The organism is Paraburkholderia sp. BR10936 (assembly GCF_040965735.1).
GTDB lineage: Bacteria > Pseudomonadota > Gammaproteobacteria > Burkholderiales > Burkholderiaceae > Paraburkholderia > Paraburkholderia nodosa_A.
Genome location: NZ_JBFRCM010000003.1, coordinates 411,666 through 425,391 on the forward strand (window position 1 = coordinate 411,666; position 13,726 = coordinate 425,391).

Annotated in this window: 10 protein-coding genes; 1 reads left to right on the forward strand and 9 read right to left on the reverse strand. The window is 66.8% G+C overall.

The features are described 5' to 3' along the window. Positions 1-55: 55 nt before the first annotated feature. From AB4Y36_RS08410 to AB4Y36_RS08440, 7 genes are all read right to left on the reverse strand, one after another. Positions 56-3,691 carry an indolepyruvate ferredoxin oxidoreductase family protein gene (locus AB4Y36_RS08410; protein WP_368682731.1) on the reverse strand — a complete coding sequence of 1,212 codons (3,636 nt, stop codon included), beginning with the start codon at positions 3,689-3,691 and terminating at the stop codon, positions 56-58. Between the two features lie 307 nt (positions 3,692-3,998). Further along, positions 3,999-4,937: an ion channel gene (locus tag AB4Y36_RS08415; protein ID WP_342949631.1), complete on the reverse strand. Its 939-nt coding sequence runs from the start codon at positions 4,935-4,937 to the stop codon at positions 3,999-4,001. A gap of 240 nt (positions 4,938-5,177) precedes the next feature. After that, a complete protein-coding gene (locus AB4Y36_RS08420; RefSeq protein WP_069265167.1) occupies positions 5,178-5,423 on the reverse strand; it encodes a hypothetical protein in 246 nt (81 codons plus the stop codon). Between the two features lie 267 nt (positions 5,424-5,690). After that, a complete protein-coding gene (locus AB4Y36_RS08425; protein WP_069265166.1) occupies positions 5,691-5,912 on the reverse strand; it encodes a hypothetical protein in 222 nt (73 codons plus the stop codon). 211 nt (positions 5,913-6,123) lie between these two features. Beyond that, entirely contained in the window at positions 6,124-7,107 is a 984-nt protein-coding gene (locus AB4Y36_RS08430; RefSeq protein ID WP_069265165.1) for a carbohydrate kinase, read from the reverse strand. 39 nt (positions 7,108-7,146) lie between these two features. Next, a complete protein-coding gene (locus tag AB4Y36_RS08435; protein ID WP_141710687.1) occupies positions 7,147-8,454 on the reverse strand; it encodes an AGE family epimerase/isomerase in 1,308 nt (435 codons plus the stop codon). Positions 8,455-8,532: 78 nt separating this feature from the next. After that, complete coding sequence (locus AB4Y36_RS08440) at positions 8,533-9,588, reverse strand: LacI family DNA-binding transcriptional regulator (RefSeq protein WP_368682732.1); 1,056 nt, start codon at positions 9,586-9,588, stop codon at positions 8,533-8,535. A gap of 229 nt (positions 9,589-9,817) precedes the next feature. Between AB4Y36_RS08440 and AB4Y36_RS08445 the strand changes: the two genes are divergently transcribed. Beyond that, positions 9,818-9,973 carry a DUF3309 family protein gene (locus AB4Y36_RS08445; RefSeq protein WP_069265162.1) on the forward strand — a complete coding sequence of 52 codons (156 nt, stop codon included), beginning with the start codon at positions 9,818-9,820 and terminating at the stop codon, positions 9,971-9,973. 107 nt (positions 9,974-10,080) lie between these two features. Here the strand turns inward: AB4Y36_RS08445 and AB4Y36_RS08450 are convergent, their stop codons facing one another. After that, a complete protein-coding gene (locus AB4Y36_RS08450; RefSeq protein ID WP_368682733.1) occupies positions 10,081-11,931 on the reverse strand; it encodes an EAL domain-containing protein in 1,851 nt (616 codons plus the stop codon). Between the two features lie 215 nt (positions 11,932-12,146). Next, entirely contained in the window at positions 12,147-13,193 is a 1,047-nt protein-coding gene (locus tag AB4Y36_RS08455) for a bile acid:sodium symporter family protein (protein WP_368682734.1), read from the reverse strand. Positions 13,194-13,726 lie beyond the last annotated feature (533 nt).

The window sequence follows — 13,726 nt, forward strand, 5'->3', positions numbered from 1 at the left end:
TAAAAAAGCGCGCGCCATTCAGATGAACGGCGCGCGCCTGCCGGCTCACTTCACCTTATTTCGCCACGACCACCGGAATGCCGCGCAACGCGCCAGCACCCTTGAACGACGCGAGGGCTTCCCGGACGGCGACGCTCGTCTTCACGTCGATGGCAAGGCGCGCCGCCAGTTCGCGCTCGCTGCGTTTGACCGCCGCGAGGTTCGCCAGCTTGACGTGCCCATAGCCACGCACACGTTGATGCAGAGTCGCGAGCTTGGCGATGTCGTCGGCGTTTTCGGCGGTGAGGCTCGCGAACGCACCGCGCAGCGTCGCCTCGTAGTCGCCGGCGAGGGCGCGCTCCATGCGGCGCTCCAGTGTCTTGCCGAACGGATCGAGCCACGTGCCGCGCACGCTGCGGCCCTTCTTGAGCAGCCCGAACGCACTCCACATCCACTGGCCGAACTGCATCTTTCGCGGAGGCTGGCCGTTCTTTTCACGCGCGATGAGCGGCGGCGCGAGGTTGAACTTCACGGTGAAGTCGCTGCCCGCCGTGCCCTCGAACTGCGCCTCGAGCGCGGCGCGCAACGCCGGGTCGGCGTGCAGGCGCGCGACTTCGTATTCGTCCTTCACGGCAAGCAGCCGATAGAACGTGGTCGCGACGGCGCGCGCGAGCGTTTTCTCCGCACTCTTGTCGGCGCTGCGTGCGGCATCGACCAGCGCGCGATAGCGCTTCACGTAGCTCGCGCCGCCATACGCGAGCAGACGCGCTTCGCGGTCGGCGATCAGTTCGTCGAGCGTTTGCGTGAGCTTGCGCGCCGTGGCTTTCGCGGCGGCCGCACGTTGCGTGTCGAGCGCTTCGAGCGCAGCGGGATCGGCGGCGGCCATGCGGCCGATGGAGAACGCGAACAGGTTCGCCTGCACGGCCACGTTGTTCAGCTCGATGGCGCGCGTGAGCGCCGCGAGCGAAACCGGCACGAGGCCAAGTTGCCACGCGAAGCCGAGCATCACGATGTTGGCGCCGATCGTGTCGCCGAGATAACGCTGCGCAAGCGCCTGCGCGTCGCATGCGGAGAGTGGATCCTGCGCGTTCGAAGCACCGCCGGTCGCCGCGTGCCGCATCTTCGCGAGCAGCGCGTCGGCGTGCAGGTTCGCTTCGGGGTTCTGCACGAACGACGCGTTCGGAATCTCATGCGTGTTCACGACGATGCGCGTGCGGTCGTGCCGCACGGTTTGCAGCGCGTCGGCGCTCGCGCCCACCACCATGTCGCAGGCGAGCAGCAGGTCGGCCTGCTGCGTGTCGATGCGCACCTGGTTGAGCAGCGCGTCGGTGGCCGCGAAGCGCACGAACGAGAGCACCGAGCCGCCCTTCTGTGCGAAGCCCATGAAGTCGAGCACCGAAGCGCTCTTGCCTTCCAGATGCGCGGCCATGCTGATGAGCGCGCCCACGGTCACGACTCCGGTGCCGCCCACGCCCGTCACGAGGATGTCGTAGGGCGCGTTGTCGAGATGCGTGGCCGGCATGGGCAGCGCATTCACGCGCGCGGTGAGCGCCTGCGGATCGAACGCGGCGCCCGCGGCCTTCTTGAGCTTGCCGCCCTCGACGGTCACGAAGCTCGGGCAGAAGCCGTTCACGCACGAATAGTCCTTGTTGCACGACGACTGGTCGATGCGGCGCTTGCGGCCCAGCTCCGTTTCCACGGGCTCAACTGAAAGGCAATTCGACTGCACGCCGCAATCGCCGCAGCCTTCGCACACTTCCTCGTTGATGAAGAGACGCTTGTCCGGGTCGGGGAATTCGCCCTTCTTGCGGCGGCGGCGCTTTTCGGCGGCGCAGGTCTGGTCGTAGATCAGCACGGTCACGCCCGGCGTTTCGCGCAGTTCGCGCTGCACCGTGTCCAGTTCGCTGCGGTGATGGAACGTCGTGCCCTTCGGGAACAGGCCGTGATGGCCGTCGTACTTCTCGGGCTCGTCGCTCACCACCACGAAGCGCGAGACGCCTTCGGCTTCCACCTGGCGTGCGATCTGCGGCACGGAAATGCTGCCGTCCACGGGCTGGCCGCCCGTCATCGCCACGGCGTCGTTGTAGAGGATCTTGTAGGTGATGTTGGTCTTCGCCGCGACTGCCTGGCGAATCGCAAGGATGCCTGAGTGAAAGTAGGTGCCGTCGCCGAGATTCTGGAACACGTGCGGCATCTTCGTGAACATCGAGTGCGCGGCCCAGTCCACGCCTTCGCCGCCCATCTGGATCAGGCCCGTGGTGTCGCGCTCCATCCACGAAGCCATGAAGTGGCAGCCAATACCGGCCTGCGCGATCGAGCCTTCGGGCACCTTGGTCGACGTGTTGTGCGGGCAGCCCGAGCAGAAGTAGGGCGTGCGGCGCACGGCGTCGGCGGCGTTCGAGAGGATTTGCGGCGCGACGAGATCGACCACGCGCTCGCGGCGGTCGAGCGCCGGACGGTGCTTCGCGAGCCACGCGGCGAACACGGGCAGGATGCGCGAGGGGCGCAGCTCGCCCAGCTCGGAGAGCAGCAGCGTGCCGTCTTCGGCGTGCTTGCCGATCACGGTGGGGCGCGCGCCTTCCTTGCGGTTGTAGAGGTAGTCCTTGATCTGCTGCTCGATCACGGGGCCCTTCTCTTCGATCACGAGCACGTCGGTGAGGCCCGAGACGAACGCGTCGATACGCGACATTTCCAGCGGGAACGACAGGCCCACCTTGTAGATGCGCACGCCCGCGCGATCGAGGTCGTCGACGGTGAGATCGAGACGGCGCAGCGTTTCCATCAGGTCCAGATGCGCCTTGCCGCAGGTGACGATGCCCACGTTCGCATGCGGGCTCGGCGCGATCCACTTGTCGATGCTGTTCATGCGCGCGAAGTGGCGCACGGCGTCGAGTTTGGCGGCGAGGCGCTGCTCGATGGCGAGACTCGGCAGATCGGGCCAGCGGTTGTGCAGGCCGCCCGGCGGCGGCGTAAAGCCTGCAGTGGCCAAATCGGGTGCTTGCCAGTCGGTTTTGATGGCATCGAGATCGACGGTCGAGCCCGACTCCACCGTCTCCGAAATCGCCTTGTAGCCCACCCACGCGCCCGAGTAGCGCGAGAGCGCCCAGCCATACAGGCCGAATTCGAGCATGTCCGCGATGTTCGACGGATTCACGACAGGCATGTGCCACGCCATCAGCGCGAAGTCGCTCTGATGCGGCATGGACGACGACACGCAGCCGTGGTCGTCGCCGGCCACCACGAGCACGCCGCCGTGCGGCGACGAGCCGTAGGCGTTGCCGTGCTTGAGCGCGTCGCCGGCGCGATCGACGCCCGGGCCCTTGCCGTACCACATCGCGAACACGCCTTCGACGGTGCGCTCCGGGTCCGCTTCCACGCGCTGCGTGCCGAGCACGGCGGTGCCGCCCAACTCCTCGTTGATGGCGGGCAGGAAGCGCACGTCGGCGGCTTCGAGCAGTTTCTTCGCCTTCCACGCCTGCTGATCGACCATGCCGAGCGGCGAGCCGCGATAGCCGCTGATGAAGCCCGCGGTGTTCAGGCCATGCGCGCGGTCGAGTGCGCGCTGCATGAGCGCGAGGCGGATCAGCGCCTGGGTGCCGGTCAGGAAGATGCGGCCGCGCGTGGCGGTGAGGTTGTCGGTGAGCTTGTAATCAGCGAGGGGCGGCGTATCAAGCGGCGAGGACGTGTCGCCGAACGCGGGGCGCGCGGTCATTGGGGGAGTCTCCATATATCGACCGCAGTGAGCGCTTCAGCTGTCGCCCGGAGTTAGTGCTTCAGCACTTACTCCGGGCCCATGCAGAGCACTTGCTGCGATCTCATGCTTAGCTTTGCTGTCGTACGCCCTCCGAGGAGAGCGGCGAAAGAGACTCTATTTTTTCTCGCCAATGACGGAAATTTTTTGCTAACTCTCCGGCGCTGCCGCCTATTCGCGCGAGAGCCTGCCCGCGCCGGGCGAATTTGGAGAGAGATTTTCCCTGCGCGGCCGCGATCCCGCCCGGATCGGCCTTCGGGACAATCCGTCAGATCGTCCGCGGTGCGTAGGGCTTCGCGCGATCGAATGGCACGACATCGTGAAAGTGCGTGTAGTCCATCGTGCTCACGCCGTCCGCGTCGCTCATCAGGTCGACGTAGCGGTAGTCCCAGCGGATCTGGCGGTCCGACCAGCTAAAGCGCGCCTGCATGGTCTGCGCGGTCGATTCGTCGGAGCCCTCGATCACGACATGCAGCGTACCGTGCTGCTCGGCCAGCATCTCGGGTGTGACGCCGTAGAGCGGGCTCGATTCGTCGATCACGTGCATGAGATTCCAGCCCAGCGTGAAGAGCGGATGCTGGTCGCGCACGAGCTTGAGGTCGTGGATGCGCCGCGCGCGAAAGCCGTCCGACGAGGTTTCGATGCGGATGAGCCGCAGCTTCGCGCCCGCTTCGGCGATCACGTTCTGGCGGGCGTTGGCCGCGCGCGCCATCAGCGTCATGCGGCCTTCGATGGGGTGCACCACCACCTGGCTCGCGAACATGATCTTGGCGCGCGGGCGCGAGAAGCGCGCGAACACGAGGCCGGTCGCCAACGCGATCCCCGACATGCCGACGAAGATCTCGAACGTGGCGACGATATGCGCGTAGAGCGTTTGCGGATGCATGTCGCCGTAGCCGACGGTGGCGAGCGTCTCCACGCTGAAGAAGAACGCGCCGAGGAAGCCCTTTGGATACTGGTTGGCGATGGGCGCGGCGCCGAGCTGGTAGAGGCACGCGAACACGCCGTTCATGAGCAGGAAGAGGGCCGCGAGCGACGCAAAGAAGGTGGGCCAGCGCATGGTGAGCGCCGTGTGATAGAAGTCGCCCCAGGACTGCGGCATGCCGTAGACGAGCACCTCGCGCGTGCCGATCATCAGCTTGCGCGGCGTGCCGCGTCTGGCTCTTTTCCTCGGCCCCGCGGGCGTTTCGGCCTTGCAGGCGTCCATATCCACGCCGGGCGAAGCCCCGGATGCCGAATCGGCTTGCTGGGCTGCTTCCTGGTTGGCGAAGCGCTCCGGCGTCTCGGACGTCATGATGGTCCCTGCGGATCTGAAGTAAGGAGAAGAGCGTAGCAATGCCGCAGGGACAGGACAAGCGGGCACGCGCCGACGGGCGCTGGCAGGGCGCAGGGCTAGCGCGACGAGAGCAGCAGCGAGACGCGGCAGGAACGGCGTCGAACGAAAGGCTTACGGAAACCCATGCGGCTTCGGAATGCCCGCGCCATGTTCGATATCGGCGATGGCCTGGCGGCGCGCGGCGTCCACGGCGAGCGTCGCCGCGTCGAATCCCGAGTTGCCGCCGACCGTGACCCACGGCTGCACGGCCTTGTCGCGATGCGTGATCTGATACTCGGCGTCCCAGCGAGCGCCCTGCAGTTCGAGCGGATGCACGTGGATGGCGTAGACGCCGTATAGAAAGAGCTGTTCGGACATGGCTAACCTCCTGTCGACCAGAGTTGGCGCTTTAGCTGTCGGCCGGAGTTAGTGCTTCAGCACTTACTCCGGGCCCATGCAAAGCCTTTACTCTGGTCCCATGCACAGCTGTCGACCAGAGTTGGCGCTTTAGCTGTCGGCCGGAGTTAGTGCTTCAGCACTTACTCCGGGCCCATGCAACGCCATTACTCTGGCCCCATGCAGAGCCCCCCGTCTCTTGCAGCGCTGCCGGCAGTCCCCGAGCGGGCCCTGGGCTCACCGGGCGACTTACAGCTCGAGCTCGCCGAGAATGCGATGCGCCAGCGCCTTGGCTTCTTCGAGAGCTTCTTCCGGCGTGCCCGATGCGGCTTCGACTTCATACACCGCGTTTTCGAGTTCCTCGCCGTCGTCGCGCGCCAGGGAGACCAGGCCCTGGTACTGGCCGGCGTTCATGGGCCGCACTGTGGCGACGGCCGTGTAGATCCCCTTGGTGTAGCTGACGTCTTCCATAACGTGCTCCTCGTGGAAGGAAACTCCCCTCGACGGGTCACAGTGGATGAAGGCGCGCAAGCGTCGCGCCTGACCCGCAACAAGAGGGAGATTCCATGCTAGCACGTTGCCCGCGGGGCTGCGGGACACGCATATGACGACGGCGCGGCGCTTTCGTGTCAGCCCCGCGCCGTGTCCCGGCGGCGCGCCAGACTGCGCGCCGCGGGCGCCTTCAGTCGGCGAGCAGCGCGACGACTTCGTCGAGCGTCGGCGAATGCGCGCCGGGCCGGCGGCACGCGGCCGCGCCCGCGGCGAGCGCGAAGGCGAGATGCTGGCGCCAGTTGCGCTGCGGCGCGCTCATGAGGCTGAACAGCAGTCCGCCGATGGACGCGTCGCCGGCACCCACCGTATCGGCCACTTCGACGCGCGGCGGCGCCGCCTCGATCACCTCGGTGCCCACATAGAGCGTGGCCGCCTGCGCGCCGCGCGTGACGAGCAGCGTGGCGGCCGGATTGAGCGCGCGCACGGCGTCGATGGCGTCGGCCTCGCTCTTGCCGGCGAACAGCATGCGCAGGTCTTCGTCGGAGACCTTGATGAGATCGGCGAGCGCGGCCATGCGGCGAAGGATCGGCTCGTAGCCGTGCGCCATGAGGTTGCGGTAGTTCGGATCGAAGCTGATCTTCACGCCGGCCGCGCGCAGCTCGGCGGCGAGCGTGGCGAGCGTTTCGCCGAGCGGCTGCCGCACGAGGCTGATGCAGCCGAAGTGCGCCCACTTCGCATGCGCGCGCCAGCCTTCGGGCAGCTTCGCGGGATCGAAGGCGAGGTCGGCGCTGTGCTCGCCGATGAAGTAGTACGCGGGCGGATGCGTCTGATGCACGATCGCGAGCAGCGGCGCGCGCTCCACGCGCTGCATGAAACGCATGTCGAGACCGGCGGCCACGCTTGCGTTCCAGAGCTCGTCCGAGAAGTTGTCGACGCCGAGCGCCCCCACGCTCGCCGTGGGCAGCCCGAGGCGCGCGACCGCGCGCGCGACGTTCCAGCCCGCGCCGCCAGGATGCGCGCGCCAGTGCGAGTCCATGCCCGGTGCGCCGGGCTGCGACGTGTGCGGCGTGCCCTCGGGCGCGGGAGTGCGCACGAGATCGGTGAGAATGTCGCCGGCCGAGATGAAGGCCGGGAAGCCGGACGAAAAGTCCGGGCCGGTGCTGCAGGTGCTCATCGTCGTGTTCCTCTCTCTAGTTCTGGCCGCTCGTGCCCGTCATGCGTTCGCGCCACCGGCGTCGGCGGCGGTCGCTTCCTCGCGGCCGATGACCGGCGCCATGCCGCGTCCGGGCAGCGCGTTCAGCGCTTCGTAGCACGCGCCCATCGTGTGATAGTCGGTCTTGCCGGCGGGACTCTTCTCGTCACTGTACTTACGGTTGTCGCAGGTGAGGATGCGATACCACGCACCGTAACGATGATCGACGAAATTCGCCCAGCTGTAGCGCCAGATTTCGTCGTACCAGTCCCAGAATCGCTCGTTGCCGGTGCGCTTGCCGAGCAGCGCCGCCGTGGCGAAGGTTTCCGCCTGCACCCAGAAGTACTTGTCGTGATCGCACACGGTGCCATCCGGGCCGAAGCCGTAGTAGAGGCCGCCGTGATCGTTGTCCCAGGCGTGCGCCATGGCGGCGTCGAACAGTTCGATCGCGCGCGGCAGCAGCCAGGGCAGCGGCCGGTGCCGTTCGAGCAGCAAGAGCAGCTTCGCCCACTCCGTTTGATGGCCCGGCTGGAAGCCCCACGGGCGGAAGATGTTCGAGCTGTCTTCCTCGTTGTAGTGCCAGTCCACCGACCAGTCCGCGTGAAAGTGCTCCCACACGAGCCCTTGCGAGAGCTTCGCCTGGCGCAGCGTGATGTTCGAGGCGACGCGCTCGGCGCGGTCGAGATAGACGAGATGGCCCGTCGCTTCGTAGGCCGCGAGCAGCGCCTCGGTCGTGTGCATGTTGGCGTTCTGGCCGCGATAGCCCGAGACGATCCAGTCGGCGCTCGCCTCGTCGGCGTAGAGGCCCGCCGCGCCGTCCCAGAAGCGGTGTTCCATCAGATCGAAGGTCGCGCCGATCATCGGCCGCGCTTCCTCGATGCCGGCCATCGCCGCATGCGCGTAAGCGAGCAGTACGAACGCGAGGCCGTAGCAGTGGCGCGTGGCGTCGAGCACGCGCTTCTTGCCGTCGCGCCAGTCGATCTCCCAGTCGTAGCCCTGCAGATGCGGGTCCCAGTGGCCCTCGCGCAGGAACTGCAGGCCGTGGCGCGCGTATTCGAGGTGCTGCGGATCGCCGAACTCGCGATACGCCATCGCGTAGTTGAAGACGTACCGGCAGCTGCTCACGAGGTGCCGCGAGTGCGCGTTGTAGATCGAGCCGTCGTCGCGGAAGTAGTGGAAGAAGCCGCCCGAGGGATCGAGCACGTTCGGCGCGTAAAAGCGCAGCGTGTCCTGCACGTGGCCGAGCAGGAAGCCGCGGTCGCGAAAGCTCGCGACGCCCGGTACGGCGACGGGGTTTGCGGTGGCGGGGGTGGCGGTGTCGGCGGTCATCGTCATGGCTTTCTCTTCTGTCCTGGACGTGGCTTCAGCGTATTTCGTGTGTGTTCAGCGTGTTTTCGACGGCGCGCGTCAGGCGCTTTGCGGCGCGCCTACAGTGTGGTGGACGGCCTGCGCGGCAACGAGATTCGATGACGCCGCACCCAGCGTGCTCGCACGCGCGACGAGCTGCACCGGCAAACGGATTTCGCTCGCGGCAGGCGTTTCTTCGAGCAGCAGTTCGACGCCGCGCCGCCCGAGTGCTTCCTTGTCGACGGCGATCGTCGAAAGCGGCGGCGTGGCGTGCGTGGCGCCCGCGATATCGTCGAAACCGATGATGGCGATGTCCTCGGGCACGCGCAGGCCATTGGCGAGGCACACACGCATGGCAGCGAGCGCGGCGGCGTCGTTGTAGGCGAAAAGCGCGTCGGGCGGCGGGCGCGATGCGGCGCGCGCCGTGTCGATCAAGCGTTGCATGGCGAGCGACGCGCCCGTGTCGGGATCGAGGCCGCCGTCGATCGTCGTTTCGAGCGACGGGTCGAACAACAGGCCCGCCTCGAAGAACGCGCGCCGGTAGCCGAGCGCGCGCTGCGCGATGCTGTAGTGCGCGAGCGAGCCGCCGATGAACGCAATGCGCCGCCGTCCCAGCTCGAACAGATGCTGCATGGCGAGCGCGGCGCCCGCCGCATTGTCGATGTTCACCGAGCGCAGACCCGCCGCCCACAGATCGATCAGCACGAGCGGGCGTTGCAGCGCGACGAGCGCGGCGAGCATTTCCGGTTCGACGAAGCCCGCCACGGCGATGGCGTCGGGCGCGTGCAGGCGCAACTGCTGGACGGTGTCGTCGGCGGGGCCGGCGGTGAGCAGCGCGGGCACGATGCCGTGTTCGCGGCACGCGTCTTCCACGCCGTGCAGCACGTGCGAGAAGAACGGGCTGGCCGCGAAGTTGTTGTGCTGGCGGTGGAGCAGGAAGGTGAGCCGGCGAATGCGCGGACGCAGTTGCGCGCAGTCATAGCCGAGCGTGCGCGCGATCTCGACGATGCGCTCGCGCGTGGCCTCGGAGAGGCCCGGCTGATTTTTCAACGCGCGCGACACCGTGCCGATCGACACGTTGGCGGCCTGCGCGACGTCGCGAATGGTTGTCCCCATGATTCCTGGCTAGCGGTGGCGCGGTGAGCGTTCCGGGTGTGGTCAGGTGTGCGGCGATTGTATAGTAAAAATCTGTTCGAAAAACCCAAATCGACGTCTCGAATTCCAGGTAAATACCAGTAAACAATGAAATAAACGCAAACATTAGTGTTTAGTAAAATTAGCTAAACACGTGCGGGCACGACGGTTGCGGAAAGGCGGATGCCAACATTCGACTTTCGGAGGCCTCATGCTCGGCACCCTGCTTCTGGTCATTCTGATCCTGCTGCTCATTGGCGCGTTCCCGGCGTGGCCGTATAGCCGCTCGTGGGGCTATGCGCCTTCAGGCACGCTCGGCATCATCGTCGTCGTGGTGGTCGTGCTGGTCTTGATGGGGACGATCTAGCGACTGCGCAGCAGTCAAGCAACGCAAGCAAAACGGGCCGGCGCGCGGCACGAGCCGCGCGGCCGGCCCGTTGATGTTGCGGGCTGCCGCAGGGGAGGCTCAGGTCGCTATGCTGTACCGGCGGTTCCGCCTGATGCCGAACTGAGCATGGGCACGAGGTTGGCGCTCGCGTTGCCGTCGATCACGACGAGGCCGCTCGCTTCCTGTTTCGCGCGGCGCTTGGCGAGCGCCGCGAGCGAGGCGATGGCGTCGCTGCTGTGCTGCGCACCTTCGCCCGGTGCCACGTGCACGCAGCCGATCGCCATCGTCACGAAGGTGAAGAAGGTGGCGTTGCCGTGGCGATCCTCGCCGTGAATGCCGCCCGCGAGGCGGTCGCCCGGCGCGTAGAAGCGCTGCGCGCCCTCGTTGAACGTTTCGATCGCCTGGCGCGCGCGCTCGCGCCACGTCTCGCTCTGGAACAGGATCAGGAAGTCGTCGCCGCCCACGTGGCCGAGGAAGTCGCGCGTGGGGTCGCAGGCGTCGGCGAGCACCGTCGCCGCGAACTTCAGCACCTCGTCGCCCTGCCAGTAGCCGTACTGATCGTTGAAGGGCTTGAACTGGTTCAGGTCGACGTAGCACGCGTGAAAGCCCGCGTCGTGCGACAGCAGCCGCTCGATATGCGAACTGATGGGAATATTGCCCGGCAGGAAGGTGAGCGGATTGGCGTAGCGCGCCGCCTGGATGCGCACCTCCGTCACGGCTCGCACGAGGCTCTCGCCGGTGCCGAGCCCGGCGTACCGGCCGTTATCGGTGATGACGAAACCATCGGCGAGATAGCGCTGGTCGTCGCTGACGAGCAGCGTCGCCATCTGCTCGACCGTCATCGATTGCTCGATCACCACCGGCTGCGCGTTGGCGAATTGCAGGCAGGCCTTCTTGCCGAACAGCTCGCGGTGATACGGCAGCGCATAGCGGTCCATGAACGCGCGCCGGTTGATGAGCGCGACGGGCGCCTCGTCTGCCACCACGGCCACTGCGTGCAGGTCGGGTTGACCGTTGAACAGTTCGAGCACGTCGTTGTTGGTCGCCTCGCGCGGCAGCGCGGGCGCGCGCACGAGCATCTTGCTGGCCGGCGCGCCGCCACCCGCGGGCTGCGTGGCGGCGCTGCGCGTGGCCTCGGGGAACACGGCGATATGATCCGCGCGAATCGCCTCGCGCGCTTCGCGGGCGAGCACGCGCAGCGGCTCCACGTTGGGGCGGCCGAAGAAAAAGCCCTGGCCGCAGTCGATGCCCATGTCGCGCAGCACGATCAGGTCGGCCGCGTTCTCGATGCCTTCCGCCACGAGCCGCGTGCCGCTCGCCTGCGCGAAATGCTGGACGGCGCGCACGGCTTCGAACTTGAGCGCGTCGTTGGCGATGTCGTGGATGAAGAAGCGGTCGATCTTCACGACATCGGGCTGCAGCTGCACCCAGAGGTTGAGGCTGGCGTTGGCCGTGCCGTAGTCGTCGAGCGCGAACTGGGCGCCGGCCGCGCGCAGCGTCTCGACGACGGCCGAAAAGTTGCGCAGGTCGTGGATGGCGCTTTGCTCGGTGAGCTCGATCACGACGCGCGTGGGGTCGATCGGGCCGTCGAAGAGGGCGAGTGCGGCGTCGCCGTCGGCGGTCAGCTGGCGCAGCGCGTCGGCGCTGAAATTGAGGAACAGCTTGCCGGGGCAGTCGAGTTTCGCGAACGTTTCGATGCAGGTGCGGGCGGCGGCGCGTTCGAGCGAGGCGGTGCACTGTTCGTCGCCGGCGCGCGCGAAGAGGGCGGCGGGCGTTTCGAGCGGCGAGCCGGTCGGCCCGCGAATGAGGCCTTCATAGCCGAGGATCGCGCCACCCTCGAAATCGACGATGGGCTGGAAGACGGCGCGCAGCTGGCGCTGGGCGATCAGCGCCCCGACGCCGGGCGCCGCGTGCAGGAGTGGCGCGGGAGCAGACATGGACAGGCCGGAACGGGCGAAGACGATGAACTTAACGGCATATGATCGGATGAATTAAATGAAATTTTGGTGACAGCGCCGCGAAGCCCAGTCTTTGGGCATGTGACGCGGGAAGGGGGCTGGCGGGGGAGGGTGAAATGCCGGGCGCTAGCCACGGCGTTTGCTGCAGCGGGGCGGCGGCCTCTCGCCGCCCCGGGTGACGTACTTGATGCCGATTAACGGCGCGCAGCAGTAGCCGTGCGCTCGTTCGCGCCGGCGCGCGATTCGTCGCCCGCGCTGGCGGCGCGCTCGGCGCTCATGTCGCGGGCGCCCCAGCGCTGGGCGAGCGCCGCGCACACCATGAGCTGGATCTGGTGGAACAGCATGAGCGGCAGCACGACCGCACCCACGGCGTTCGAGGCGAAGATGACCTTCGCCATCGGTACGCCGGCCGCGAGGCTCTTCTTCGAGCCGCAGAAAATGATGGTGATCTGGTCCGCGCGCGAGAAGCCGAGCTTCTTGCTCGTGAACATCGTGATGCCGAGCGCGAGCGCGAGCAGCACGGCGTTCACCACGAGCAGGCCGCCGAGCGCGGTGAGCGGAAGGTGATGCCAGAGCCCTTCGTTCACGGCCTCGGAAAACGCGCCGAACACCACGAGCAGGATCGAGCCCTGATCGACGAACTTGAGCACGCCCTTGTTGCGTTCGATCCAGCGGCCGATCACCGGGCGCAGCAGTTGGCCCGCCACGAACGGCACGAGCAGTTGCAGCACGATGTTCCACACGGTGTGCCAGGCCGAGCCGCCGCTCGCGCTCTGGTTCGTGACGAGCAGGCTCACGAGCGCGGGCGTGACGAAGATGCCGATCAGGCTCGACGCCGAAGCGCTGCACACGGCGGCGGGCACGTTGCCGCGCGCGATCGAGGTGAACGCGATGGACGACTGCACCGTGGAGGGCAGCGTGCAGAGGAACAGCACGCCCGCGTAGAGCGCCGGGGTGACGAGCGGCGAAAGCACGGGCTTGAGAGCCAGGCCCAGCGCCGGAAAGAGCACGAAGGTGCTGAGCAGCACGACGATGTGCAGCCGCCAGTGCGTCGCGCCGGCGATGATCGCCTCACGTGAGAGCTTGGCGCCGTGCAGGAAGAACAACAGGCCGACCGCCACATTGGTCAGCCAGTTGAAACCGGTGGCGGCCTGGCCGTGCACGGGGAACAGGCTCGCGAGAATCACCGTGCCGACGAGGCAAAGGGTGAAGTTATCGGGCAGGAATTTCGGACGTGCCATCGGACAATCTCAAGTGCGCGCCTGGGCGCCTGGCTGCGCGCAGATCGATGTGCGTGCAACGGGTGAATCGGATCGTCTATTGTCGGCGCAAGCCGATTGAAAAAGCAAATTCATTTGAAGCATCGATTAATGACGGATGCGCATGTATCGCCGGCATCGATCCCACCTTTATGCCGGATTCCTTATCGACGTGCGAGGGGCGTTCCCGGGCCGCAAAAGCCGTCAGGACTCCGCGCATTCTTCAGATCTTCAGACGTCTATCAACCATAAACGAACCGTTCCCAGACTTGCGCGGAGAACCGTGCCTGGCGGCCTTCCCAGGGCTTGCCCGAAGGCAGAAAACCCAGCAGTAACATGGTGTTACAACCCTTCGGGCGGCATAACATCTTTTGGCTCGACACCCATACAGCACGCCCATAAATTACCGTCAATGGGACGCCGCGACCGTTGTGGCGGCAATCGTTACGCGCCAGCGCGGCGAGCGTCCCGGGACTGGCCCGCCATGGCCCGAGCGGCGGGTGCCAGGCGCGAAC